Below are 25,435 nucleotides of genomic sequence, written 5' to 3' on the forward strand. Positions count from 1 at the left end.
GACCCGCGATCTGGCACGGTGCGACTGTATGTCGTCAGTGGCGCATGAACGGTGGCACGTCGACGTCATCGTCGGAGATGCCACCGTCGTCACCGCCGATCCGCACCGTCGCGCCGTTGGTGTGCACAGGCACGCTCGCGGGATCGGAGGGCTCGAACAGCGACGACGTCACCCGCCCCGCCTTGCCCGGCGCGATCGGCTGACCACCCGACGCCGGCGCGGCGTCCCCACCGGTGACCGGCTTGCGGCCGGGGCCGGCTGCATCGAAGCCCGCGGCGATCACGGTGACCCGGACCTCGTCTCCGAGCGAGTCGTCGATCACGGTGCCGAAGATGATGTTGGCTTCCGGGTGTGCGGCTTCCTGGACCAGCGAGGCGGCCTCGTTGATCTCGAACAGCCCCAGATCACTGCCGCCGGCCACCGACAGCAACACGCCCTGGGCGCCCTCCATCGACGCTTCCAGCAGCGGGGAGTTGATCGCGATCTCGGCGGCCTTGAGCGCCCGCCCGTCACCACGGGCCGAGCCGATACCCATCAGCGCCGTTCCGGCGCCGCTCATCACGCCCTTGACGTCGGCGAAGTCGACGTTGATCAGGCCGGGCGTGGTGATCAGGTCGGTGATGCCCTGCACGCCGTTGAGCAGCACCTCGTCGGCACTGCGGAACGCGTCCATCAGCGACACCGCGGCGTCGCCCATCTGCAGCAGCCTGTCGTTGGGGATGACGATCAGCGTGTCGCAGCTCTCCCGCAGGGCCGCGATGCCTTCCCCTGCCTGGTTGCTCCGGCGCTTGCCCTCGAACGAGAACGGCCGTGTCACCACGCCGACGGTCAACGCACCGAGCTTGCGGGCGATGGTGGCCACCACGGGGGCACCGCCGGTGCCGGTGCCGCCGCCCTCGCCTGCGGTGACGAAGACCATGTCGGCGCCGCGCAGCAGCTCCTCGATGTCGTCTTTGGCGTCCTCGGCGGCCCGACGGCCGACCTCGGGATCCGCCCCGGCGCCGAGGCCGCGCGTCGAGTCTCGCCCGACGTCGAGCTTGACGTCGGCGTCGCTCATCAACAACGCCTGGGCGTCGGTGTTGATCGCGATGAACTCGACGCCCTTGAGCCCCTGTTCGATCATCCGGTTGACGGCGTTGACGCCGCCGCCGCCGATGCCGACCACCTTGATCACGGCGAGGTAGTTGTGCGGGGGGGTCATCGCCACACCTTCTTCGCGCAAGCGCTCATCGCGGTCGCCTTTCCTGCCTGGTTGCCTGTCCGTCGTGCTCGGGTACCCCTCAAGCAAACTCTCAACCTCAACCATAGGCTTAGAGTTATGTCAAGTTGTTCCGCGCAAACAGAACGGTAGGGCGACCACACACGGGATCCATGCAGGCGCGCCGACACATTCACCAACAAATTTCGGCGACCGTGTCACGTGCCGTCCCGCCCGGCCGCGCGCTACTTCACGGTGGGCAGGTCAGGGCTGGAGACGTCGTAGGTCTGGCCCGGCTGAGTGAGCAGCGCGGCCAGTTTCAGCGCCTTCTCCTCGGTGCGGTCGGTGGTTCCCCACACCACGACGCGGCCGTCGATCAACGTCAACGTGATCGCCGCGACCGACGGCGCCGACACCCGGCCCACCTGGCTGGCCACCTCGGGCCGCAGCGACGTCATCACCTGCAGCGCGGCCTGGGTGGCCGGGTCGTCCGGCCCGGGGTTGTCGGTGTCCAGATAGGGCACCCCCGGTGGCGGCGGCGCGGTGGCGAAGTCCACCCCGTCCCGGTCGAACAGGTGCACGCCGTCCGGATAGTCCTTGACCACGATCGGGATGCGTTCGACGACCGTCACCCGCAACGTCGACGGGTACTGGCGCTGGACCCGAACCGAGGCGACGCGGCGAATCCCGGCCACCCGTTCGGCCACCACGTCGGTGTCCACCTGCAGAAGCGGGGTTCCCGACGCCACCCCGGCGGCCTCGACCACCTCCTCCTGGGTAACCGCGCCCAGGCCGGTGACCACGATGCTGCGTGTGGACATCACCGGCGTGAAGTACAGCACCAGCCCGAGACTCACCACGAGCACCGCGATCACCGTGGTCCACATGATCAATTTCAGCCCGCGGACCGCACCCCGGCCGAGCGTCTTCTGCTCCTGCACGGGCCTTCCCATCGCGCGGCGCTTGGCCTCCCGGCGGGCCTCCTCGATGGCCGTGGCCCTGGCCTGGGCGGCCCGCCGTTCCTCACGTTCCCGGCGGGCCCGGCGGCGCGGCCCCTCGAGATCTTCGGCGGGTTGGTCCCCGCCGGCCTGCTGGTCAGTGGCGGCCGGGTCCGGATCACCACCCTCGAGGTCGCCCTCCAGGTCGGGCTCGGCCGGTTCGGTCCCGTCCTGAGGAGGTCCGGTCATCGTGGGACCGTCTCCACGCCACCGGCAGAGCCGCGGTCGGCCTCGGTCTGCAGGGCTGCCAGGATCTCCCTGCCCAGCATGGTCACATCGCCGGCGCCCATCGTGACGATGACGTCACCCGGTTCGGCGGCGGCAGCGACCCGCGCGGGCACCGCCGAGAAATCCGGCAGATAGGTCACCGGGGCGCTGACCGCGTCCGCGACGGTGGCGCCGCTGACACCGGCCAACGGCTGTTCCCGCGCCGCGTACACGTCGAGGACGAACACCTCGTCCGCGGTGTCCAGCGCCCGTCCGAACTCGGTGGCGAAAGCCTCTGTGCGGGAATACAGATGGGGCTGGAACACCACCAGCGCGCGGCCGTGTCCACCCTGCTCGACGACTGACCGCAGTGCCGTGAGCGTGGCACCGACCTCGGTCGGATGGTGCGCGTAGTCATCGAAGACACGGACACCGTTGGCTTGCCCGACCAACTCGAAGCGGCGGCGCACCCCCTCGAACCCGGCCAGCCCGTCGAGCACCTCCTCGATCCGGGCGCCGGCCCGGATGGCCGCCAGCAGGGCTCCGAGCGCGTTGAGCGCCATGTGCCGACCCGGAACCGACAACCGCATCGTGCGTGGTTCGGTTTCGCCGCGCAGCAGCACCCGCGCGACGGCACCGGTGCCCTGCTGGGTCCAATCCACCAATGTGGCGTCGAGATGTCGGGCGCTGCCGTAGCGCAGCACCCGGATTCCGAGCGCCTCGGTCCGGTCCCCCAGCGCCGCGGCACCGGGGTCGTCGGCGCAGATCACCAGTGTGCCTGCGGGTTTGATCCGCTCGACGAACTGGTCGAAGACCGCTGTGTACGCCTCGACGCTGCCGAAGAAATCCAGGTGGTCGGCCTCCACGTTGGTGACGACCACGACGTCGGGCCGGTATTCGAGCAGCGAACCGTCGCTCTCGTCGGCCTCGGCGACAAAGGACGTCCCGCTGCCGTGATGGGCATTGGTGCCGGCCTCCCCGAGGTCACCGCCGACGGCGAACGACGGGTCGAATCCACTGTGCTGCAAGACCACGATGAGCATCGACGTGGTGGTGGTCTTGCCATGGGTGCCGGTCACCATCAGCGTGGTGTGCCCGGCCATCAGCTTCGCCAGCACGGCCGGGCGCAGGATCACCGGGATTCCGCGCTTGCGGGCCTCGACGAGTTCGGGGTTCGTCTTCGGGATGGCCGCGTGGGTGGTCACCACCGCGGTCGGACCGTCCGGCAGCATGTCCAGCGAGGACGCGTCGTGCCCGATCCGGATCGCGGCACCACGGGCCCGCAGGGCGATCAGCCCCCGCGAGTCCTTGGCGTCCGAACCGGACACCATGCCCCCGCGGTCCAGCAGGATGCGCGCGATCCCCGACATCCCGGCACCGCCGATGCCCACCATGTGCACCCGGCGCAGGTCCTCGGGCAGTTCCACGGGGCGGTTGGCGGACGTCACCGTCTGTTCCGCCTCTCTCGTGCGGTCCGCGCGACGTCCAGCGCAACCTCGGCGACCCGCCTCGCGGCGTCGGGGTGCCCCGCCAACGCCGCGGCGGCCGTCATCGCCGACAGCCTGGCCTCGTCGTTGAGCAGCGCGATGACCGTGTCGGCGACATAATCCGCGGTGAGCGCCCGGTCGTCGACGATCAACCCGCCGCCGGCCGCCACCACCGGCAACGCGTTGAGGCGCTGCTCGCCGTTGCCGATCGGCAGCGGGACGTACACCGCGGGCAATCCGACAGCGGTGACCTCGGCGACCGTCATCGCTCCGGATCGGCAGATCGCCAGGTCCGCCGCCGCATAGGCCAGGTCCATTCGGTCCAGGTACGGCACCGCGACGTAGGGCGGATCACCGGCAAGCCGGTGCCGCAACTGCAGGGTGTTCTTCGGACCGTGCGCATGGAGCACCGAGATGCCTTTTCCGGCAAGGGCTTCCGCGGCTGCCGACACTGTCAGGTTGAGAGACTGGGCGCCCTGGGAACCGCCGAACACCAGCAGCACCCGGGCGTCGTCGGCGAAACCGAAATGGGCGCGGGCCTCGGCTCGCAACGCCCTCCGATCCAGCGAGGTGATCGCCTCCCGCACCGGCACGCCCACCACCTCGACGTGACGCAGGCCCGGATCGGGCACCGCCGCGAGCACCCGCTGCGCCGACCTGGCGCCGACCTTGTTGGCCCACCCGGCGCTCGCGTTCGCCTCGTGGATCACCACGGGTATCCGCCTGCCGGGCCGGGCGCTGCGCGCAGCCAGATAGGCGGGCAGCGCGACGTATCCGCCGAACCCGACGACCACGTCGGCGTCGACGGCATCGAGCACCGCACGGGTCTGCTTGACCGCACGTCGCACCCGCCCCGGCAGCCGGATCAGGTCGGCCGACGGTTTCCGCGGCAGCGGTGCCGGGGTGATCAACTCCAGGTGGTAGCCGCGGGCCGGAACCAGCCGGGTCTCCAGCCCACGCTCGGTGCCCAACGCGGTGATCCGCACCCCCGGTTCGAGTGCGGTCAACGCGTCGGCCACCGCCATCGCCGGTTCCACGTGGCCTGCGGTGCCACCGCCGGCGAGAACCACCGAGATTCCCGTCACCCGTAACGCTGACCTTCCAGTGTGCGGGCCCGTCGGCCCTGCTTGCGCTGGCCAGCACCATACCCGCCGACGGCGGCCGGCTGCTGACCACCGGCGCGCCCGGACCGGCGGACCGGACGCTCGGCGGTGCGCGGTGTGCGGCTTCGCTTCGGGGGCGGCTTCTGGCCGGCCCGGGCGGGCGGTCGGTCCGAACGCGACCGCAGTCGGTCGCGCAGCGCCTCGGTGCGGGTCGGCACGTACGGCGCAGGCAGCGGCAGCCGCAGCAACCTGTTGACCCGATCGTCGCGGCCTGCCCGCAGCGCCGCCACCGCCTCCGGTTCGTGGCGCGCGGCGTTGGCCATGATGCCAATCATCAGCAGCGTCGTCGCGGTCGACGTGCCACCGGCCGAGATGAGCGGCAGCTGCAACCCGGTCACCGGAAGCAGCCCGACGACATAGCCGACGTTGATGAACACCTGGGACAGGATCCACAACGTGGCGGTGGCGGTGAGCAACCGCAGGAACGGATCTGCCGAGCGGCGGGCGATCCGCATCCCGGTGTAGGCGAACAGACCGAACAGACACAGCAGCCCGGCTGCGCCGACAAAACCCAGTTCCTCGCCGATGATCGCGAAGATGAAGTCGTTGTGGGCGTTGGGCAGGTAGTTCCACTTCGCGGTGCCCTGGCCGAGTCCGTCGCCGAAGATACCGCCGTTGGCCAGGGCGAACCTGGCCTGGCGCGCCTGGTACCCGGAACCCTGGGCGTCCGCGGCCGGGTTCAGCCACGACTGCACGCGGTCGGACCGGTAGCCCTCGGACACCGCGAGCACCGCCCCGGAGACGATCACCGCCCCCAGCGAGCTCAAGAACACTCGCAGCGGCAGCCCGGCGTACCACAGCAGGCCGAGCAGGATCACACCCATCGACATCGTCTGTCCCAGGTCGGGCTGGGAGACGACGAGCGCCAGCGCGATCACCGCCGCGGGCACCAGCGGCACCAGCATCTCGCGCAGTGACGCCTGCTCCATCCGGCGGGCGGCCAGCAGGTGCGCCCCCCAGACCGCCAACGCGATCTTGGCCAGCTCTGAGGGCTGCATGGAGAAACCGGCGACGACGAACCAGCCGCGGGAACCGTTGGCGATCTTGCCGATACCGGGGATCAGGACGAGGATCAGCAGCACGATCGAGATGGCGAACCCGCTGAAGGCCAGCTTGCGCATCATCTGCACCCGCATCCTGAGGGCGACGTAGAACGCGACCAGCCCGACGACCGTCCACAACGCCTGTCTGCCGAAAACCGCCCACGGCGAGCCGTCGGTGTCGTAGGAGTACACCCCCGAAGCCGACAGCACCATGGTCAGGCCCATCGTGGTCAGCAGTGCCGCGACGGCGATGATCAGGTGAAACGACGTCATCGGGCGGCCGAGCCACGCCCCGAACCGGGTACGGGGGCCGCGCACCGGGGCGACCGCGGGCTGCGCCGAGTCGTCGGCGGCGGGGTTGGCGCGACGGTTGCGCAGCCGGGTGAGGATGTTGCTCACGGGTTACCCGAGCGCGGCGCGCACGGCCGCGGCGAACGAGTCGCCGCGGTGGCCATAGCCGCTGAACTGGTCGAACGAAGCGCCTGCCGGGGCAAGCAGCACGGTGTCACCCGGCCGGGCCAGGCCGCGGGCGGCCTCGACGACGGCGGTCATCACCGCGTCGGCCACCGGACGACCGCCGACATCCACGAGTTGAGTCACATGAGTAACACCTGACCCAGTTGAATCAGCTTTCACAGGCACCACAGAATCCTCCCCTGTCACAAGCTCGACCACGGGGACATCTGGTGCGTGTCGCGATAACGCCTTGCCGATGAGGGTCCGGTCCCGGCCGATCAGCACCGCGCCGACCAGCCGATCCGCTGTCGCCGCGACCATCTCGTCGACCGAGGCGCCCTTGAGCATCCCCCCGGCCACCCACACCACCCGGGGATATGCGCCGACCGAGGCCTGCGCGGCGTGCGGATTGGTGGCCTTGGAATCGTCGACGAAGGTGACCCCGTCGGCGACGGCGACGACCTCGGCGCGGTGCCGGCCCACCCGGAAGGTCGCGAGCGCGTCGCCGATCGCCGTCGCGGGTACGTCGACCGCGCGGGCAAGGCAGGCGGCCGCCAGCGCGTTGAGCACGCCGACCGGGCCCGCCACCGTGATGCTGTCCACGTCGGCCAGCTTCAGCCCGGGCGCAAACGCGTTGTCCACCAGCTCGCCGTCGCGCACCCCGACCTCACCCGGACCGGGCTCCCCCGCCCGGAAACCCACCTTCACCGGAGCCGGTGCGGCGTCCAGTAGCGCGGCCGCGATCGGGTCGTCCAGCCCACCGACCGCCACGGCCCCGGTCAGTGCGCGCGCCTTGGCCTGCGCGTATGCCTGCATCGAGCCGTGCCAGTCCAGGTGGTCCTCGGCGACGTTGAGTACCACCCCCGCGGTCGGGCGCAACGACGGCGCCCAGTGCAGCTGGAAGCTGGACAGTTCGACGGCGAAGACCTCAGCCGGCTGGTCCAGCACATCGAGGACCGGTTCACCGATGTTGCCGCACAACGCCGCACGCCGTCCCGCCGCTTCGAGCATTGCGAACAGCATCGAGGTCGTCGTGGTCTTCCCGTTGGTGCCGGTGACCACCAGCCACTGCCGCGGCGGGCCGTACCGGCCGGATCGGTCCAGCCGCCAGGCCAGTTCCACGTCACCCCAGATCGGGACGCCCGCCGCGGCCGCTGCAGCCAGCACCGGTGCGGTGGCAGGGACCCCCGGGCTGGTGACGACGAGCTCGAAGTCGGCGATCCGCGCGACGGCCGCCACCGGGTCGAGCACCGCGACGCCCTGCTGGGCGAAATCGGTCAGCGCTGTCGGGCTGTCGTCGGTGAGCGTCGCACCCACCCCCAGCGGGGCCAGCGCGGCGAGCACGGCACGGCCGGTGATGCCGGCACCTGCCACCAGGACCCGGGAGTAGCCCAACGGGCCGGGGTCGACGTCCTCAAGCACCAACGGTGGTCAGCCACTCGCTGTAGAAGAGCGCCACCCCGAGTCCGCAAGCGATCGCCGTCAGTAGCCAGAAGCGGATGATCACAGTGGTCTCGGCCCAGCCCACCAGCTCGAAATGGTGATGGAACGGCGCCATCCGGAACACCCTGCGGCCGGTGGTGCGGAAGGCCATGATCTGCACCACCACCGAGGTCACCTCGGCGACGAACAGGGCCCCGAGCACCACGGCGAGCATCTCGGTCCGGCTGGTGACCGACAGCCCGGCGATCACGCCGCCCAGCGCCAGCGAGCCGGTGTCCCCCATGAAGATCTTGGCCGGCGCGGCGTTCCACCACAGGAACCCGATGCACGCCCCGGCGGTGGCGGCCGCGACGATCGCGAGGTCGAGCGGGTCACGCACGTTGTAGCAGCCCACCCCGGGGCTGGTCGCGCAGGCGTTGCGGAACTGCCAGAACGTGATCAGCACATAGGCGGCGCACACCATCGCCATCGCCCCTGCCGCCAGCCCGTCCAGCCCGTCGGTGAAGTTCACCGCGTTCGACCAGGCGCTGACGATCACCACGCAGAACAGCACGAAGATGGCGGGCGCCAGCGTGACTGTCGCGATCTCACGCACGTAGGACAGCTCCGCGCTGCCAGGAGTCAGCCCGTCGGCGTTGCGGAACTGCAGTGCCAGCACACCGAACAGCACGGCAGCGACCAGGATCCCGACGGTCTTGGCGGTCTTGTTCAATCCGAGGTTGCGGGCCTGCCGGATCTTGATCATGTCGTCGGCGAACCCGACGGCACCCAGCGCCGTCACCAGCCCGAGCACCAGCAGCCCCGAGGCCGACGGTCCCTTGCCGTCGATCAGCACGCCCACCAGGTGGGTGCCCAGATAGCTGGCCCAGATACCGGCGATGATCGCCACCCCGCCCATCGACGGGGTGCCGCGCTTCTTGTGATGGCTGGGCGGGCCGTCCGCGCGGATCTCGTGACCGAACCCCTGCCGGGTGAACAGCCGGATCAGCATCGGCGTCAGGAGTATCGACACCGTCAGCGCGATCGCGACGGCGATGAGTATCTGCCTCATCGATCGCCCTTCCCGGCGCCGGAGGAATCGGCCACCAGCGCGTCGGCCAGCGCGCCGAGTCCGGCCGCGTTCGACGCCTTCACCAACACCACATCGCCGGCCCGAAGCTCGGCGCGCAGCAGGTCCAGTGCGGCGTCGGTGTCGGCGACACCGGTGGCCTCGGAGCCCCACGATCCTTCCATGACCGCCCCGTTGAGCATGGCGCTCATAGGCCTCCCGGTTCCGACGACGATGAGTCGAGACACATCTAATCGCACCGCCAGTCTGCCGATGCGGTCATGCTCGGATATTGCGTCGTCGCCGAGTTCGGCCATCTCTCCCAGCACCGCCCAGCTTCGGCGTTCGGGCGCCCCACCCCGGCTCATCCAAGCCAGCGCCTTGAGGCCGGCGCGCACCGAGTCCGGGTTGGCGTTGTAGGCGTCGTTGATGATCGTCACCCCGTCGTCGCGGGTGCTGACCTGCATCCGCTGCCGCGACGCCGGCCCAGCTTCCCGGAGCGCGGCCGCCACCTGGTCGAGCGACGCGCCGCACTCGAGGGCGACGGCCGCCGCGCACAGCGCGTTGGACACCTGATGGTCGCCGTACACGGCGAGGGAGACCGCCACCGCGCCGCCCCCGGCATGCAGCGTGAAGCGGGCCCGGGCGAGCGGGTCGAGCTCGACATCCTCCGCACGCACGTCGGTTTCTGCGTCATCGGCGGACCGGCCCACGCGCACCACACGCGCCGCGGTGGTGTCGGCCATCGCCGCCACTATCGGATCGTCGGCGTTGAGGATCACCACGCCGGAGTTCGGAATCGATTGGGGCAGCTCAGATTTGGTGGCGGCGATCGCCTCACGTGAGCCGAACTCACCGAGGTGGGCGGTACCGACGTTCAGCACGACCCCGATCGACGGCGGCGCGATGCGGGCCAGTGCGGCGATGTTGCCCGGATGCCGCGCCGACATCTCGAGTATCAGGTAGTCGGTGGATCGAGTGGCCCGAAGCACGGTCCACGGGTGACCGAGCTCGTTGTTGAACGAGCCCGGCGGAGCGATCACCTCGCCCAGTGGAGCCAGGACGGCGGCGATCAGATCCTTGGTGGACGTCTTGCCCGAGGAGCCGGTGATGCCGACGATGGTCAGGCCGCCCGCCGTCAGCTCGGCGGCGACGGCGGCCGCCAGCTTCGCCAGCGCCGCGAGCACCGCGGCACCGGAGCCGTCGGTGTCGTGCTCGAGGACTCCGGCGGTGCCGCCGGTGGCCGGTGGCACACCGACCGGTTCGACGATGATCGCGGGCACGCCGACCGGGCGGGCCGCCAACACCGCGACCGCGCCCGCAGCGACCGCCGCCGCCGCGAAATCGTGCCCGTCGGAACGCTCCCCGGGCAGCGCCAGGAACAACCCGCCCGATGTCACGGCGCGGGAGTCGAACTCGACGGTGCCGGTGACGGACGTGGCGGCGGCCTCGTCGGCGCCGATGTTGTCGAGGCGGCCCTCGACGATCTCGGCGATCCGGGCCAGCGACAGCTCGATCATGTGCGTGACTCCAGCGCGTCGGCCAGCTCGTCGCGGTCGTCGAACGGGCGGGTCCGGCCCCGGCTGGTCTGGCCTGCCTCGTGCCCCTTGCCCGCGATCAGCACGATGTCGCCGGGTCGGGCCCAGGCCACCGCGTGATCGATCGCGGCGCGCCGGTCACCGATCTCCACGACCTCGGCGCGGCCCGCGGCTTTGCCTGTGCGTGCGCCTTTCACGATCGCCGCGCGGATGGCCGCCGGGTCCTCGTCGCGCGGATTGTCGTCGGTCACCACCACCAGGTCGGCCAGTTCGCCGGCCACCTCCCCCATCGGCTCGCGCTTACCCGGGTCACGGTTTCCACCGGCGCCGAACACGACGGCAAGCCGGCCCGCGCCCTGCAGGCGCAGCGTCTGCAGCACCGCTCGAAGCGCACCGGGCTTGTGCGCGTAGTCGACAAGGGCGAGGAACGGCTGGCCACGGTGCACCGCTTCCAGACGGCCCGGCACGGTGGCGTCCCGTAGTCCCGGCGCGGCCTGCTCGGGTGACACCCCGACCGCGTCGAGCAGCGCCACCGCCAGCAGGCCGTTGGCCACGTTGTACCCGCCCGGCAGCCCGATCTGCAGGCCGTGATGGACGCCGGCCGGGTCCACCGCGAAGAAATCCTGCGAGCCGCCCTCACCGGGGGTGATGGCGTCGACGGCCCAGTCCGCCGGTTGGGTCACGCTCACGGTCACCGCGGAATCGGCCCGCTTCGCCATCGCGCGGCCCCACTCGTCGTCGATGCACACCACCGACACCGCGGCGTGCGTCGGCGCGTGCGGGTCGAAAAGCCGCGCCTTGGCCTCGAAGTACTCCTCCATCGACCGGTGGAAGTCCAGGTGGTCGCGGGACAGGTTGGTGAACCCGCCGACCGCGAACGACACACCGTCGACGCGGCCGAGGGTCAGCGCGTGGCTGGACACCTCCATCACCACGGTGTCGACTCCCTGCTCGACCATCACCGCCAGCAGCGCCTGCAGTTCCGGGGCTTCCGGTGTGGTCAGCCCGCTCGGCTGGTCGCGCCCGCCGATGCGCACGCCGACCGTGCCGACCAATCCGGCCACCCGGCCGGCCGATTGCAGACCTGCCTCGACCAGATACGCCGTCGTGGTCTTGCCGGAGGTGCCGGTGACGCCGATGACGCGCAGCTGTTGCGACGGATGGCCGTACACGGCGGCCGCCACCTCACCGAGGACGGCCCGCGGCGCCGGGTGCACCAGCACCGGCACCCCCAGGGCACCGTCCGGGTCGGCGACCTGCGCCACGCCCTCCTGGTCGGTCAGCACCGCGACCGCACCGCGGGCCACCGCGTCGGCGGCGAACCGGGCGCCGTGCGCGCTCGCTCCGGGTAACGCCGCGAACAGATCCCCGGGTCGGGCGTTCTGCCCGCGCAGGGTCACGCCGGTGACCCGGATGTCGGACATCGACGGGCCCAGACATAGGCCGGCCGCCAGATCGGCCACCGCGACAAGCGGCAGACCGACAGGATGTGAGGGGCGCAGATTCATGGCCTTGACACAGTACCGGCCGCGTTGTTCGGCTCAGCCCGCCTGAAGTGTCAGCCGGCCTGGAGGGTGAGCGGGGCACCCGGATCCGCTGACAGCGGGACGTTCTCCCGTTGCAGCAACCAGGACGCGATCTCGTGGAACAGCGGGGCACCCGACGATCCGGGCGAGCCGTCGGCGGCCCGGTGCGGTGCGTCGAGCATCACTCCGACCACGTAGCGCGGGTCGTCGGCCGGCGCCATCCCCGCGAAGGTGATCCAGTAGACGTCGTCGTAGTAGCAGCCGCAGCCCGGGTTGATCTGCTGGGCGGTGCCGGTCTTGCCGGCGATCTGGTACCCCTCGACCGCGGCCTGCGGGCCGGTCCCCTGCTGCACGCCGCGCGGGTCGCGCTGCACGACCGAACGGAACATGTCGCGCACGGTGCGGGCGGTCTCCGCCGACACCACCCGCACCCCTTCGGGCCTGGGCTCCTCGGTGCGGGTGCCGTCGGCGGCGACGGTGGCCTTGACGACCCGCGGCGGGACGCGAACACCGTCGTTGGCGATGGCCTGGTACATCCCCGTCATCTGCAGCAGGGTCATCGAAAGGCCCTGGCCGATGGGCAGGTTGGAGAAGGTGCTGCCGGACCACTGGTCGATCGGGGGAACCAGGCCGGCGCTCTCACCGGGCAGGCCGACGTCGGTGCGCTGGCCCAGGCCGAACTTGCGCAGCATGTCCGCGTAGCGCTCCGGCCCGATGCGCTGGGCGAGCATCAGCGTGCCGACGTTCGAGGATTTTCCGAAGACCCCGGTGGTGGTGTACGGCATCACCCCGTGCTCCCACGCGTCGCCGACCGTGACCCCGCCCATGTTGATCGACCCGGGCACCTGCAGCACCTCGTCGGGGTTGGACAGCCCGAACTCGATCACCGAAGCCGCGGTGACGATCTTGTTCACCGAACCCGGTTCGAACGGTGACGACACCGACAGGTTGCCCAACTCACGTTCCTGCTGACGGCTGAGCTCCTGGGAGGGGTCGAAGGTGTTGTCGTTCGACATGGCCAGTACTTCACCGGTTTTCGCGTCCAGGACGACGGCCGAGGCGTTCTTCGCGCCGGACCGGTCCTTGGCCAGTTGCACCTGCTGCTGCACGTAGAACTGGATGTCGTCGTCGATGGTCAGCATCACGTTGGACCCGTTCACCGCGTCGTGGCGGTTGCGGTAGCTGCCCGGGATGACCACACCGTCCGAGCCGCGGTCGTAGGTGACCGAGCCATCGGTGCCGGCCAGGACCGAGTCCAGCGAATCCTCCAGGCCGAGCAGACCGTGCCCGTCCCAGTCGATCCCCCCGACGATGTTGGCCGCCAGCACCCCGCCCGGATACTGGCGCAGGTCCTGACGCTCCGAGCCGACCTCGGGGAACTCGCTGGTGATCGCTTGGGCGATCGCGGGGTCGACGGCACGGGCGAGGTAGACGAAGGTCTCGTTGCTGCGCAACTTCTTGAGCACGGTGGCACTGTCCGGCTTGTTCCCCAGCCGGGAAGCCACCTCGGCAGCGATGTCGCGCAGCCGCGCGTCCGGATCGGGGGCCTGCGAGCCTTGCTCCTGCGCCTTCTGCGCCGCTTCCGCCAACTCCTTGCGCACCTTGACCGGTTGGAACGTCAACGCGCGGGCTTCGATGGTGAACGCCAGCTTGTCGTTGTTGCGGTCGACGATCGCGCCGCGCAGCGCCGCGTCGATGTCTGTCACCTTCAACTGGCCCGCGGCCTCGGCGCGCAGGCCCTCGGCGCGCGGTACCTGCAGGGTGAACAACTGGGCCGCCGCCACGACCAGCAGCAGGAAGATCGCCGCGTTGCCGGCACGGTGCCGGAACACGAACGATGCACTGCGCAGGCCGTTCTGGGGTGCCGCCTGCCGGGAGCGCCGCGATCTGGCCGAGCGTTCCTGGCTGGGCGGTGTGTTCGGCGGTGTCTTCGGCGGTGTCTTCGCTGTCCTGGCGGCGGTACCTGCCGATCGTGCGGGCTTGGCCGACTTTGCGGTGTGATTCCGCCGACCCGACTCGCGGGTCATGCGGGCGGTCCCGGTATCGGCGCGACGGGAGCGAACTGCTCAGTGCCCACCGGGGCGCCGGGCTGGGTGGCCGCGCCCGGCTGCTGGTGCAGCGGACCGGCTCCCAGCGGCGCGGCCGGCTGGTCCGCCGGTGGCGCCATCCCGGCGACCGGTGCCGCGGGCGGCAACGCCGGCATGGGCCCGGGCAACTGCCCGGACACGGAGTGCGGGACCTCGACACCCGGCCCCACCTCCAGCGGAACCCCGGGCGTGGCGGGCAGTGCCCCGGGCACGCCGGGCACGCCGGGCACTGCGGCAGCACCCGGGACAGCGGCGGCACCCGGGACAGCGGCAGCACCCGGGACAGCGGCAGCACCCGGGACTGCGGCGGCACCCGGGACAGCGCTGGGGATCCGCACCGGCACCTCGAGCGGTTCGACGACCCGCCGCGCGGGCGTCGGCGGGACCGGATCGGGCAGCGGGGTGTTCAGCGGTGGCGGCGGCACCCCTTCGGCGGGCTTGGGTGTGCCGACCACGACCCAGTTGCCCGCAGGATCCTGCACGAGGTGCGCGGTGTCCCGCGACGGGATCATGCCCAGTTCCCGCGCGGCCTCGGCCAGCGCCGGGGCGGCCTGGGCCTCGAGGACGTCGCGCTCCAGGGCCTCTTTCTGCTGCATCAGGGCCTGGTTGACCTGGCGGGCGTTGCCGAGCTGATAGGAGCGCTCGGCGGCGTCGGTGGACAGCCACAGCGTCACCCCCAGCCCGGTGCCCAGGGCGGCGATGATCAGCACGACGAACGGGACCCGCGCGACCAGCGTGCGCGGGTGGAGGTCGATCGAGGCGAGCCGGACCAGGATCCGCTCCCGCAGCGGGGTGCGAACGACCTTCGGTGCCTTGGCCTTGCGGGCTTTGGAGCGCGCCTTGGCCTGGCTGGCGTTCTTCGGCCGGGCCGGGTTGGTCGCCGGACGCTGCATCGGGCTGGTCTGCGGCGCCGAACGCTGCGGTCGGACCTCACGCGTCGGCTTGCGCCTGCGCGGGGGGGCGTCGGCCATCCGTTTCGTCTCGCGCGCCGACCCGCGGGCGCCCCGCTTGTCGGTCTTCTTCTTCGACGCGGTGCCGCGTCCAGGCCGCTTTTCCTTCATCGCTCCTGCTTTCCCCCCACTCGTTGCAGCGCACGCAGCCGAACCGGGGCGCTTCGCGGATTACGTTCTGTCTCGTCGGACCCGGCACGTTCGGCGCCGCGCGTCAGCGTGACGAATTCGGGCTCGTACCCGGGCAGTTCGACCGGGAGCCCGGGTGGTGTGCGCGACGCGGTCGCAGCGGCGAACTCGGTCTTGACGATGCGGTCCTCCAGCGACTGGTAGGCCATCACGACGATGCGGCCCCCCGGGCGCAGCGCCGCCATCGCCGCGGGCACCGCTTCGCGCAGGGACTCCAGCTCGGCATTGACCGCGATGCGCAGCGCCTGGAACGTGCGCTTGGCCGGGTGCCCTCCGGTGCGGCGCGCCGGGGCCGGGATCGCCTGATAGAGCAGCTCGACCAGTTCCCCGGTCCTGGAGAACGGGGTGACGGCGCGGCGCCGCACGATGTGCCGGGCGATGCGGCCGGCGAAGCGCTCCTCGCCGAACTCGCGGAGCAGTCGCGTCAGCGCCTTCTCGTCGAACGTGTTGAGGATGTCGGCCGCCGTCAGGTCGGCTTCCGAATCCATTCGCATGTCCAACGGCGCGTCCGTCGAGTACGAGAAGCCGCGCTCGGGGCGGTCGAGCTGCATCGACGACACGCCGAGGTCGAACAGGATCCCGTCGACGCCGCGGTCTCCGACCGCGTCGCCGATGACGGCGGCCATGCCGTCGTAGCGGGTGTGGACCAGCGTCACCCGGTCGGTGAACGGCGCGAGGCGTTCACCGGCGAGCAGCAGCGCGTCGGGGTCGCGGTCCAGGCCGATCAACCGCAGGGCGGCGAACTCGGTGAGGAACCGTTCGGCGTGACCTCCGGCGCCGAGGGTGGCGTCGACCAGCGTGGCGCCGGTGCCGTCGGAACCGATCCGGGTCAGCGCGGGGCCGAGCAACTCGACGCACCGGTCGAGCAACACCGGGATATGGGGCTCGTCATCCACCATCGCAGCACCCTGTGGGGTTGGAGCGGCCCCTGCAGTGAGGTCCCTGCCCGATTGCGCGAACCTGACGTCGGGGAAGTACGTCAGGGCCGGGTCGGGCAGAGGCCACACTGCACGGGCCTGCGGGCCAGTGGCCAGATCAGAGAATGTCGCCGAGTGCTTCATCGCTGGCCGCGGAGAAGTTCTCTTCGTGAAGTTCCTGGTAGTCGTGCCATGCCTGGGCGTCCCAGATCTCCAGGAACCCGATCGAACCGGTCACCACGCAGTCCTTGGAGAGGTTTGCGTAGCGGCGGTGTTCTGCGGAGAGCGTGATGCGGCCTTGGGCATCGGGGTACTGCTCGTCGGTGCTGGCGGCCAAGTTACGCAGGTAGGCACGTGCCTGCGGGTTGCCCCGCTTGGCCTTGCCGGAGATGTCGGCGACCATCGCCTCGAACTCCGCACGCGGGTGGACAGCCAGGCTGTGATCTTGGCTCTTGGTGACCATCAACCCTCCTGCCAGTGCTTCTCGGAACTTGGCGGGCAACGTCAGTCGCCCCTTGTCGTCGAGCCGTGGTGTGTAGGTGCCGAAGAACATCTCGCCACCTCGCAGACCTCGCTCGAGTCTCGCCCAACGGAACCCCGGTCGCTCCGTTGTCCGCCACTTTACCCCACAATCCCCCACTTTGCGCCAAATCTCGCCCTGCGTTTCCCTCGATCCCCCACGATCCAGCCGCGTTCCACGAGACGGTGCGCACCAACCACTGGGTCACCGCCGTTCGGAGAGCACAAAGACGCAGCTCACAGCACCACAGGCGGCCCGGGGGATCCGGTGGGGTGCAGTGGGGCAAAAAAGAAGGGGCAGCCCTACCGGGCTGCCCCTGACTCGGAGAGAGGTCTACTCGTCGAAGCGCCGGCGGAACCGGTCTTCCATGCGGCTGGTGAACGAACCGCCACCCTTCGCCCGCTTCTGCCGGGGGGCCGCGGTGTCGGTGGGCGCTGCACTCTTTCCGCCGGAACGCGGACCGGTGATCGCAAAGACCACTCCACCGAACATGATGATGAAGCCGAACACCGACAGGATCGGGAAGCTTCCGATCATGGTGGCCTTGAACGCCACACCCGAAACGAGCATCGCCAGCCCGGCCACGAAGAGCGCCGCGCCCTGCAGGCGGCGGCGTGTCGAAGGCGTCCGCAGAGTTCCACCACGAACGCTTGACGCGAACTTGGGGTCCTCGGCATAAAGCGCGCTCTCGATCTGGTCGAGCATGCGCTGCTCATGATCGGAGAGTGGCATTCGTCCCTCCCTTTGCCGTGGGGGCGTCGCTGTCGTTCGAAAGTGGAGTGTGCGCGTGTGTCCGCGCACTTAACAGTAATGATACGAGGTGAATCTGACCCGTACCACCTTGTTCGTGGGCCGATTCTATGACGTGCACCGCCGCTGGGACCCAGCACCTCGCTCACCGGATAATGGTGGCGGCCCCACATTTCACCCACCGGGAGGTACAGATCGTTGGCGACGACCCTCATCGATCTGTCGCCGAGCGACATGGCGCATCGGCTCAGCGACGCGCTGGCGGTGTACGTCGACGCCATGCGGTACCCCCGGGGCACCGAGGACCAGCGGGCGTCGATGTGGCTCGAACACACCCGCAGGCGGGGCTGGAAGGCCGTCGCTGCTATCGATGACTCCGCGGCCATCGACGACACCGAGGGCGCCGAGACGGGCGCACCCACCGCGGCGCCGATGATCGGCGTCGCCTACGGCTACTGCGGCGCGCCAGACCAGTGGTGGCAGCAGCAGGTCGTCGCCGGGCTGCGCCGCAACGGCGCCGACCAGACGGACATCGCCGAGCTGATGACCAGCTATTTCGAGCTGACCGAGCTCCACATCCACCCACGCGCCCAGGGCCGCGGGCTCGGCGAGGCGCTCATCCGGCGGCTGCTCGACAACCGCGGCGAGCAGCACGTCCTGCTGTCCACCCCGGAGATCAACGGAGAGGCCAACCGGGCATGGCGGCTGTACCGCCGTCTCGGCTTCACCGACATCATCCGCAGCTACCACTTCGCCGGTGACCCCCGGGCATTCGCGATCCTGGGTCGCTCGTTGCCGCTGTAGTGCTCCACACCGGCGCCCCGAGGCGCCCCGTCTGGCACGATGACCAGGTGCCGACCCGTCACCGCACCCGCAAGCGCCTCCTCGCCTTGGTTTTGCTGCTGTTGGTGGCGGCCCCGTCGCTGATCGGGTGCGTGCGGATCCGGACGTCGCTCACGGTGTCCCCCGACGACCGGGTATCGGGCCAGATCGTCGCCGCGGCGAAGGCCCGCGACGGTGACGACAAGGGCCCGCAGCTGCTCAACAGCCTGCCGTTCGCGCAGAAGGTCGCCGTGTCCGAGTACAGCCGCGACGACTACGTCGGATCCCAGGCGGTGTTCTCCGACCTCACGTTCGCCGAACTCCCCCAGCTGGCAAGCATGAACCGGGACGCCGCCGGTGTCGACATCTCGTTGCGGCGCGCCGGCGACCTGGTGATCCTGGAAGGCCGCGCCGACCTGACCTCACTCAGCGATGCGGAGGCCGACGTATCGCTGAGCGTGTCGTTTCCCGGCGAGGTGACCTCGACCAACGGTGACCAGATCGCCGCCGAGATCGTCGAATGGGAGCTGCAGCCCGGGGTGGTCAGCACGATGAACGCGCAGGCGCGCTACACCGACCCCAGCGCCCGGTCGTTCACCGGCGCCGCCATCTGGCTCGGGGTGGCGTCGTTCGTCGTCGCCGGCATCATCGGGGCGCTGGCCTACACCAACCGGGACCGCTCGCCGCGCCCCGGGGAGCCTGCCGAGAATGCGCAGTAGCTGCGCAGACCGCACCACGCCGGCAGCCTGACTTGCTACAACTGCATTCTCAGGCTCTACTCTGAAGACACTCGGGGCCCGACTGGGACGGACTTGCGACGACATGGCTTGCGACGACATGGAAAGGGGCGCCCGCTGAGCGTGGACACTGCGGCACCGTCGGCCGTCGAACTGGCCGCAGCCGTCAACGAACAACTGCGGGGCTACCTTCGTGATCGCCGCCGCGACGCCGCATACATCGGCACCGAGTACGCGGTGCTGACCGAGGCCGTCGAAGAGTTCGTGCTTCGCGGCGGCAAACGCCTGCGCCCGGCGTTCGCCTACTGGGGCTGGCGGGCGGTGGCGGGCACCGAGCCGGACCCCGGTGTGCTGCGCCTGTTCTCGGCGCTGGAACTGCTCCATGCCTGTGCCCTCGTGCACGACGACGTCATCGACGCCTCCGCCACCAGGCGCGGGTTGCCCACCGTGCACCGGATCTTCACCGAACGCCACCGCGGCAACAACTGGCTCGGCTCCTCAGAGCAGTTCGGTCTGTCGGCGGCGATCCTCCTCGGCGACCTGGCCCTGGTCTGGGCCGACGACATCATCGCCGGTGCAGAGCTCGAGGTGGCCGCCCACCGCCGGGTACAGCGGGTGTGGGCGGCAATCCGCACGGAGGTGCTCGGGGGTCAGTACCTCGACATCGTCGCCGAATCGAGCGGTGCGGAGACGGTGGCCTCGGCGCTGACCGTGAACATCTACAAGACGGCCTCGTACACGATCTCGCGGCCGCTGCAGCTCGGCGCTGCGGCCGCTGCGGACTGCCCGGAGATCCTCGAGGCGTTCCATGAAGTGGGAACCAGCCTGGGGGTCGCGTTCCAGCTGCGCGACGACGTCCTCGGCGTATTCGGTGACCCCGCGGTCACCGGGAAGCCGTCCGGCGACGACCTGCGCTCCGGCAAGCGCACCGTGCTGCTGGCCGAGGCGATCGAGCTCGCCGAGAAGCACGACCCGCTTGCCGCCAAGCTGCTTCGCACCTCGGTGGGCACCGAGTTGTCCGACGCCCAGGTCAAGGAGGTCTGCCTGGCGATCGAGTCGGTGGGCGCGCTCGCGGCCGTCGAGGACCGGATCACCACGCTGACCCGCCGTGCGCTGGAGATCGTCAACGCCGCACCGATCGACGCCCGGGCCAAGGCCGGGCTCGCCGAACTCGCCGGATTGGCCGCGAACCGGACCGCCTAGGAGCATGACGACACCTGCACCGGCCAAGACCCCGAGATCCGGTCTTTCCCGTTTTTTCGCGCGGCTCGGAGAGTTCACCCGGTCCCCCGAGGCCCGGCCGGCCCTGGTCGGAGCGCTCGGTGCCGCGCTGATCACGGCCGGCGGACTCGGCGCGGGCAGCACCCGGCTGCACGATCCGGTGCTGGAATCGATGCACCTGTCGTGGCTGCGGTTCGGGCACGGGTTGGTGCTGTCCTCCACGCTGCTGTGGGTGGGCGTGGCACTGATGCTCGGGGCCTGGCTGTGGCTGGGCCGTCGGGTGATCGACGGCACCGCCAGCGAATACACCATGGTCGTCACCACCGGCTTCTGGCTCACCCCGTTGCTGCTCAGCGTCCCGGTGTTCAGCCGCGACACGTACTCCTACCTGGCCCAGGGCGCGCTGCTGCGTGACGGCTTCGACCCGTACGTCGTAGGGCCGATCGACAACCCGAACCCGCTGCTGGACAACGTCAGTCCGATCTGGACGACAACCACCGCGCCGTACGGACCGGCGTTCATCCTGGTCGCGAAGTTCGTCACCATGGCGGTCGGTGACGACGTCGTCGCCGGAACGATGCTGCTGCGGCTGTGCATGCTGCCGGGGCTGGTACTGCTGATCTGGGCGGCCCCCAGGATCGCTCGCCACGTCGGCGCGAGCGGAGCGGCAGCACTGTGGATCTGCGTGCTGAACCCGCTGGTGATCGTCCATCTGATGGGCGGCGTGCACAACGAGATGCTGATGGTCGGGTTGATGATGGCGGGCATCGCGCTGGCGTTTCGTGGCCACCACATCTCGGGGGTCGGCCTGATCGCGGCGGCCGTCGCGGTGAAGGCCACGGCGGGACTGGCGCTGCCGTTCATGGTGTGGGTGTGGGCACGCGGTCTGCGGGAACGCCGCCACCTGGGTCCGGTGAAGGCGTTCGCCGCGGCCACGGCCGGGTCACTGGCGATCTTCGTCGCGGTGTTCACGATCCTGTCGCTGGTCGCCGGCGTCGGGCTGGGCTGGCTCACCGCGCTCGCCGGGTCGGTCAAGATCATCAACTGGCTGACCGTGCCCACCGCGACAGCGAACCTGATCAACGTGTTCTTCGGGCTGTTCTTCCCGGTGAACTTCTACGCGGTTCTCGAGACCACCCGCATCATCGGGATCGCGGTGATCGCGATCTCGGCGCCGCTGCTGTGGTGGCGGTTCCGGCGCACCGACAGGGATGCGCTGATCGGCATTGCGCTGCTGATGGCCGTGGTCGTGCTGTTCGTGCCCGCGGCACTGCCGTGGTACTACACCTGGCCGCTGGCGGTGGCGGCCGCACTGACGCAGTCCCGGCAGGCGATCGCACTCATCGCGGGCCTGTCGACATGGATCACCGTGATCTGGAAGCCGGACGGCGCCCACGGGATGTACTCGTGGCCGCATGTGCTGCTGGCCACTGTGTGCGCGACTGGGGCGTGGTACTGGCTCGCCCGGGCCGGCGGGCCGGTCAGTACGCCATTGCCTGGGCGCGACGAACCACCTCACGGGCCTGATGCGAATGCAACGCATCCACCGGGCGGGCGTTGATCTGCGACTCGGTGGACCCGTCGCGGGTGATCGTCAGCGACGGGTCCGGCGTGAACAACCACCGGACGATCTCGGTGTCGCCGAATCCCCCGTCGTGCAGCACGACAAGCAACCCGGACAGGCTCTTGACCACCTGACCGGATTCGTCGAAGAAGATCTTGGGCACCACGACGGCCTTCCCGCGGCGGACCGCGACGAGGTGTCGCTCTCGGAGATGCTGATGCACTTTGGTCACCGGGACACCGAGCAGATCCGCCACGGTGGACAGGTCGTAGACGGCCTCGTCGGGATCCAGGATGTCATCGGCAGTCGGAATGCTGCTCACCGCACTGAGTCTAGATCCACCCGCCGTCCCGCCGGCGCGTGGCGGGCCACCCGGAGTCCGGCTCGTAACATGTGTCCGGTGGAGACCTATCAGCCCGCCGACCCGCTCACCGGGTCCGTGCTGGACGGTAGGTACCGGGTGGACACTCTGATCGCGACCGGCGGCATGTCCGGGGTGTACCGCGGGCTGGATCTGCGGCTGGACCGCCCGGTGGCGGTCAAGATCATGGACACCCGCTACGCCGGCGACGAACACTTCCTGACCCGCTTCCAGCGCGAAGCCCGCGCGGTCGCCCGCCTGAAGAATCCCGGCCTGGTGGCGGTTCACGACCAGGGCATCGACGGTCGGCATCCCTTCCTGGTGATGGAGCTGGTCGAGGGCGGCACGCTGCGGGAACTGCTCCGGGAGCGCGGCCCAATGCCCCCGCACGCCGTCGCCGCGGTGCTGCGGCCGGTGCTCGGTGGGCTGGCCGTGGCGCACCGCGCCGGTCTGGTGCACCGCGACATCAAACCGGAGAACATCCTGATCAGCGACGACGGTGAGGTCAAGATCGCCGATTTCGGGCTGGTCCGGGCGATCGCCGAAGCCAAGATCACCTCCACCAGCGTCATCCTGGGCACCGCGGCGTATCTGTCACCCGAGCAGGTGAGCACCGGTGACACCGATTCCCGGGGGGACGTCTACTCCGTCGGCGTCCTGATCTACGAGCTGCTGACCGGAGCCACCCCGTTCACCGGTGACACCACGCTGGCGGTCGCCTACCAGCGACTCGACCACGACGTCCCACCACCCAGCGCTGCCATCGGGGGCGTGCCCCGGCAATTCGACGAGCTGGTCCACACCGCCACCGCGCGCGACCCGCAGGAGCGATTCGCCGACGCCGGGGAGATGCTCGACGAGCTCGACACCACCGCCCGGGTACTCGGACTTCCCCAGTTCCGGGTGCCGGCCCCGCGGAACTCGGCGCTGCACACCTCCGCGGTCGTTGCGACTTCGGGTCCCGGCCCCACCGATGATCTGGACCGGCACCCCGGCGCCGCGCCGGGGCACCGGCATACCAAGGCTTTCACCCGCGACGAGCTTCCTGCGGTGGACTCCGATCGGGACGACGACGAATACCAGCCGTTCGCAGGACGATTCGCCGGGATCGAGCTCTCCGAGTTCGACTGGGCACGGCAACGGGCCAAGCGGGTGCTGTTCTTCTGGGTGGTCGCGGTGGTCACCGTGGCCGCCCTGGCCGCTGCCGGCGCATGGACCCTCGGCAGCAACCTCAGCGTGCTGCTCTGAGCCGCTGCCCGACGATCAGTCCCGCAGCATCTCCGCAACCAGGAACGCCAACTCCAGTGACTGCTGGGTGTTCAGCCGCGGATCGCAGGCCGTCTCGTACCGGCCGGCGAGGTCGGTGTCGGAGATGTCCTGCGCGCCACCGAGACACTCGGTGACGTTCTCGCCGGTGATCTCGACGTGGATACCGCCGGGGTGGGTGCCCAGGGAGTGGTGCACCTCGAAGAACCCCTGGACCTCGTCGACGATGCGGTCGAAGTGTCGGGTCTTGTAGCCGGTCGACGACTCGTGGGTGTTGCCGTGCATCGGGTCGCACTGCCAGATCACCTGATGCCCGGAGGCCTGCACCTTCTCGATGATCGCGGGCAGCACGTCGCGCACCTTGCCGTTGCCCATCCGGCTGACCAGGGTGAGCCGGCCGGGCTCGTTGTTCGGATCGAGCCGCTCGACGTACTCCACCGCCAGTTCCGGAGAGGTGGACGGGCCGATCTTCACACCGATCGGGTTGGCGATCACCTCCGCGAACGCGATGTGCGCGCCGTCGAGTTGACGGGTCCGCTCGCCGATCCACACGTAGTGCGCCGACAGGTCGTAGAGCTTGGGGGCGGCCCCGTCGCCCTCGGCGTTGTCGTAGTCCATCCTCAGCATCGCGCGCTCGTAGTCCAGCACCAACGCCTCGTGGCTGGCGTAGATCTCGGCGGTCTGCAGGTTGCGGTCGTCGACGCCGCAGGCACTCATGAAGCGCAGTCCGCGGTCGATCTCGCCGGCCAGCGCCTCGTACCGCGCCCCCGCGGGTGAGGTTCTGACGAACTCGCGGTTCCAGTCGTGGACCTTCTGCAGCGATGCCATCCCCGACGAGGTCAGCGCCCGCACCAGGTTCATCGCCGCGCTGGCGTTGGCGTAAGCCCGCACCAGGCGCGAGGCGTCGTGCTCACGCACGGCGGCGTCGGGGGCGAACCCGTTGACCATGTCGCCGCGGTAGGACCGCAGCCCCAGCGCGTCGATGTCGGCGGAACGCGGTTTGGCGTACTGCCCGGCGATCCGCGCCACCTTCACCACCGGCGTGCTCGCGCCGTACGTCAGCACCACGGCCATCTGCAGCAACGTCCGGATGTTGGCCCGGATGTGCGGTTCGGTGTTGTCGACGAACGTCTCGGCGCAGTCACCGCCCTGCAGCAGGAACGCCTTGCCCCGCGCGACGTCGGCGAGGTGGGACTTGAGCCGTTCGATCTCCGACGGCACCGTGACGGGAGGGACGCTCTCGAGCACCGTGCGCATCGCCTTCGCCTGGTCCGCAGGCCAGCTCGGCTGCTGCAGGGCCGGCCTGGCGAGCGCCGCGTCCAGCCGTTGCCGCAGGTCCTCGGGCAGCGGCGGGAGGTCCGGCAGCTGGTCGATGGGTACGTCGACGGTCCAATTCACCCGTCCATCGTAACCGCGGCTCAAAACCGCTTTTCACGCCTGTGCGCGCCTCTTACCGCAGTCGGCTCAGCCGCCGGTGATCAGCTGGTACCGGTACAGGTTGTGTTTGGCGTCGACGAGCGCATCGTGGGCGTCGCGCGGTCGCGGCGGCATCCGCGGGCAGCCGTGCTCCTCCCAGAACTGCCGCAGCTCGCGGGTGAACCGCGGGATCGCCGGCGGTAGATCCGTCATCGGGCCCCACAGCTGGCACAGCACCACGTGGTCGTAGGCACCGACCCACGCCCACAACTCGATCGGCTCGTCGCCGTCGATGCCGAGGAAATCCTCGAGCTCGGCCCGGATCTGCCGGCGCGAGCGCCACAGCGGCGACGCCGGAGAGGGCAGCTTGGGCAGTACGTGTTTGCGTACCCAGCTGCCGGCCCGCTCAGGATCGAATTCTGTTGAGATCGCGTAATATTCGCGGCCGTCCTCGGCCGCCACGCCGATCGAGATCAACTCGATGGTGTAACCGTTGTCGATGAACTCCGTGTCGTAGAAGTAACGCAC

Annotated in this window: 22 protein-coding genes; 5 read left to right on the forward strand and 17 right to left on the reverse strand. The window is 70.0% G+C overall.

Annotation, left to right across the window (positions count from 1 at the left end; all coding sequences use genetic code 11):
* Positions 1-34: 34 nt before the first annotated feature.
* The 14 genes from ftsZ to G6N53_RS21375 all read right to left on the reverse strand — a co-directional run bounded on the left by ftsZ (position 35) and on the right by G6N53_RS21375 (position 17,502).
* A complete protein-coding gene (gene ftsZ, locus G6N53_RS21310; protein ID WP_163891743.1) occupies positions 35-1,201 on the reverse strand; it encodes a cell division protein FtsZ in 1,167 nt (388 codons plus the stop codon).
* Between the two features lie 242 nt (positions 1,202-1,443).
* The gene (locus G6N53_RS21315; RefSeq protein WP_163891746.1) at positions 1,444-2,385 is read right to left on the reverse strand and encodes a cell division protein FtsQ/DivIB; all 942 of its coding nucleotides are present in this window, start codon (positions 2,383-2,385) and stop codon (positions 1,444-1,446) included.
* Complete coding sequence (gene murC, locus G6N53_RS21320; protein WP_237166773.1) at positions 2,382-3,797, reverse strand: UDP-N-acetylmuramate--L-alanine ligase; 1,416 nt, start codon at positions 3,795-3,797, stop codon at positions 2,382-2,384. Before murC ends, G6N53_RS21315 begins: the two co-directional genes overlap by 4 nt.
* A gap of 50 nt (positions 3,798-3,847) precedes the next feature.
* Positions 3,848-4,975, reverse strand: coding sequence for an undecaprenyldiphospho-muramoylpentapeptide beta-N-acetylglucosaminyltransferase (gene murG / locus G6N53_RS21325; RefSeq protein WP_163891752.1), 1,128 nt, complete (start codon positions 4,973-4,975; stop codon positions 3,848-3,850).
* Entirely contained in the window at positions 4,972-6,495 is a 1,524-nt protein-coding gene (gene ftsW, locus G6N53_RS21330) for a putative lipid II flippase FtsW (protein ID WP_163891755.1), read from the reverse strand. Before ftsW ends, murG begins: the two co-directional genes overlap by 4 nt.
* A gap of 3 nt (positions 6,496-6,498) precedes the next feature.
* Positions 6,499-7,974 (reverse strand): UDP-N-acetylmuramoyl-L-alanine--D-glutamate ligase, encoded by a 1,476-nt coding sequence (murD, locus tag G6N53_RS21335; protein ID WP_163891758.1) that lies wholly within the window; start codon positions 7,972-7,974, stop codon positions 6,499-6,501.
* Positions 7,967-9,046 (reverse strand): phospho-N-acetylmuramoyl-pentapeptide-transferase, encoded by a 1,080-nt coding sequence (gene mraY / locus G6N53_RS21340; RefSeq protein ID WP_163891761.1) that lies wholly within the window; start codon positions 9,044-9,046, stop codon positions 7,967-7,969. Before mraY ends, murD begins: the two co-directional genes overlap by 8 nt.
* Complete coding sequence (locus G6N53_RS21345) at positions 9,043-10,563, reverse strand: UDP-N-acetylmuramoyl-tripeptide--D-alanyl-D-alanine ligase (RefSeq protein WP_163891766.1); 1,521 nt, start codon at positions 10,561-10,563, stop codon at positions 9,043-9,045. Before G6N53_RS21345 ends, mraY begins: the two co-directional genes overlap by 4 nt.
* Positions 10,560-12,089: a UDP-N-acetylmuramoyl-L-alanyl-D-glutamate--2,6-diaminopimelate ligase gene (locus G6N53_RS21350; RefSeq protein WP_163891769.1), complete on the reverse strand. Its 1,530-nt coding sequence runs from the start codon at positions 12,087-12,089 to the stop codon at positions 10,560-10,562. The genes G6N53_RS21345 and G6N53_RS21350 overlap by 4 nt, the downstream gene beginning before the upstream one ends.
* A 50-nt stretch (positions 12,090-12,139) precedes the next feature.
* Entirely contained in the window at positions 12,140-14,134 is a 1,995-nt protein-coding gene (locus tag G6N53_RS21355; protein ID WP_163891771.1) for a peptidoglycan D,D-transpeptidase FtsI family protein, read from the reverse strand.
* Positions 14,131-15,255, reverse strand: coding sequence for a cell division protein FtsL (ftsL, locus tag G6N53_RS21360; protein WP_163891775.1), 1,125 nt, complete (start codon positions 15,253-15,255; stop codon positions 14,131-14,133). Before ftsL ends, G6N53_RS21355 begins: the two co-directional genes overlap by 4 nt.
* Entirely contained in the window at positions 15,252-16,394 is a 1,143-nt protein-coding gene (gene rsmH / locus G6N53_RS21365) for a 16S rRNA (cytosine(1402)-N(4))-methyltransferase RsmH (RefSeq protein WP_163891778.1), read from the reverse strand. Before rsmH ends, ftsL begins: the two co-directional genes overlap by 4 nt.
* On the reverse strand, positions 16,369-16,803 hold the full coding sequence (locus G6N53_RS21370; RefSeq protein WP_163891783.1) for a division/cell wall cluster transcriptional repressor MraZ: 435 nt from the start codon (positions 16,801-16,803) through the stop codon (positions 16,369-16,371). The genes rsmH and G6N53_RS21370 overlap by 26 nt, the downstream gene beginning before the upstream one ends.
* A 300-nt stretch (positions 16,804-17,103) precedes the next feature.
* Positions 17,104-17,502 (reverse strand): SCO2097 family morphological protein, encoded by a 399-nt coding sequence (locus tag G6N53_RS21375; RefSeq protein WP_163891786.1) that lies wholly within the window; start codon positions 17,500-17,502, stop codon positions 17,104-17,106.
* 216 nt (positions 17,503-17,718) lie between these two features.
* On the opposite strand from G6N53_RS21375, the gene G6N53_RS21380 reads away from it, so the two are divergent.
* The 4 genes from G6N53_RS21380 to G6N53_RS21395 all read left to right on the forward strand — a co-directional run bounded on the left by G6N53_RS21380 (position 17,719) and on the right by G6N53_RS21395 (position 21,861).
* Positions 17,719-18,324, forward strand: a complete 606-nt coding sequence (locus G6N53_RS21380) for a GNAT family N-acetyltransferase (RefSeq protein WP_163891789.1) — start codon at positions 17,719-17,721, stop codon at positions 18,322-18,324.
* A 47-nt stretch (positions 18,325-18,371) separates the two neighbouring features.
* Positions 18,372-19,061, forward strand: a complete 690-nt coding sequence (locus G6N53_RS21385; protein WP_163891792.1) for an LppM family (lipo)protein — start codon at positions 18,372-18,374, stop codon at positions 19,059-19,061.
* A 141-nt stretch (positions 19,062-19,202) separates the two neighbouring features.
* A complete protein-coding gene (gene idsA2 / locus G6N53_RS21390; protein WP_163891795.1) occupies positions 19,203-20,282 on the forward strand; it encodes a bifunctional (2E,6E)-farnesyl/geranyl diphosphate synthase in 1,080 nt (359 codons plus the stop codon).
* 4 nt (positions 20,283-20,286) lie between these two features.
* A complete protein-coding gene (locus G6N53_RS21395; RefSeq protein WP_163891798.1) occupies positions 20,287-21,861 on the forward strand; it encodes an alpha-(1->6)-mannopyranosyltransferase A in 1,575 nt (524 codons plus the stop codon).
* On the opposite strand, the gene G6N53_RS21400 is transcribed toward G6N53_RS21395, so the two are convergent.
* Positions 21,782-22,186, reverse strand: coding sequence for an Rv2175c family DNA-binding protein (locus G6N53_RS21400; RefSeq protein WP_163891801.1), 405 nt, complete (start codon positions 22,184-22,186; stop codon positions 21,782-21,784). The two genes, G6N53_RS21395 and G6N53_RS21400, sit on opposite strands and share 80 nt — an antisense overlap.
* 69 nt (positions 22,187-22,255) lie before the next feature.
* Here G6N53_RS21400 and G6N53_RS21405 point away from each other — a divergent pair, with 69 nt between their 5' ends.
* Positions 22,256-23,473, forward strand: coding sequence for a protein kinase domain-containing protein (locus G6N53_RS21405; RefSeq protein WP_163891803.1), 1,218 nt, complete (start codon positions 22,256-22,258; stop codon positions 23,471-23,473).
* Positions 23,474-23,488: 15 nt separating this feature from the next.
* Here the strand turns inward: G6N53_RS21405 and G6N53_RS21410 are convergent, their stop codons facing one another.
* Entirely contained in the window at positions 23,489-24,889 is a 1,401-nt protein-coding gene (locus tag G6N53_RS21410) for a class II 3-deoxy-7-phosphoheptulonate synthase (protein ID WP_163891806.1), read from the reverse strand.
* Between the two features lie 66 nt (positions 24,890-24,955).
* Positions 24,956-25,435 carry a polyadenylate-specific 3'-exoribonuclease AS gene (locus G6N53_RS21415; protein WP_159233843.1) on the reverse strand — a complete coding sequence of 160 codons (480 nt, stop codon included), beginning with the start codon at positions 25,433-25,435 and terminating at the stop codon, positions 24,956-24,958.

The sequence above is a fragment of the Mycolicibacterium hippocampi genome (genome assembly GCF_010723735.1).
GTDB lineage: Bacteria > Actinomycetota > Actinomycetes > Mycobacteriales > Mycobacteriaceae > Mycobacterium > Mycobacterium hippocampi.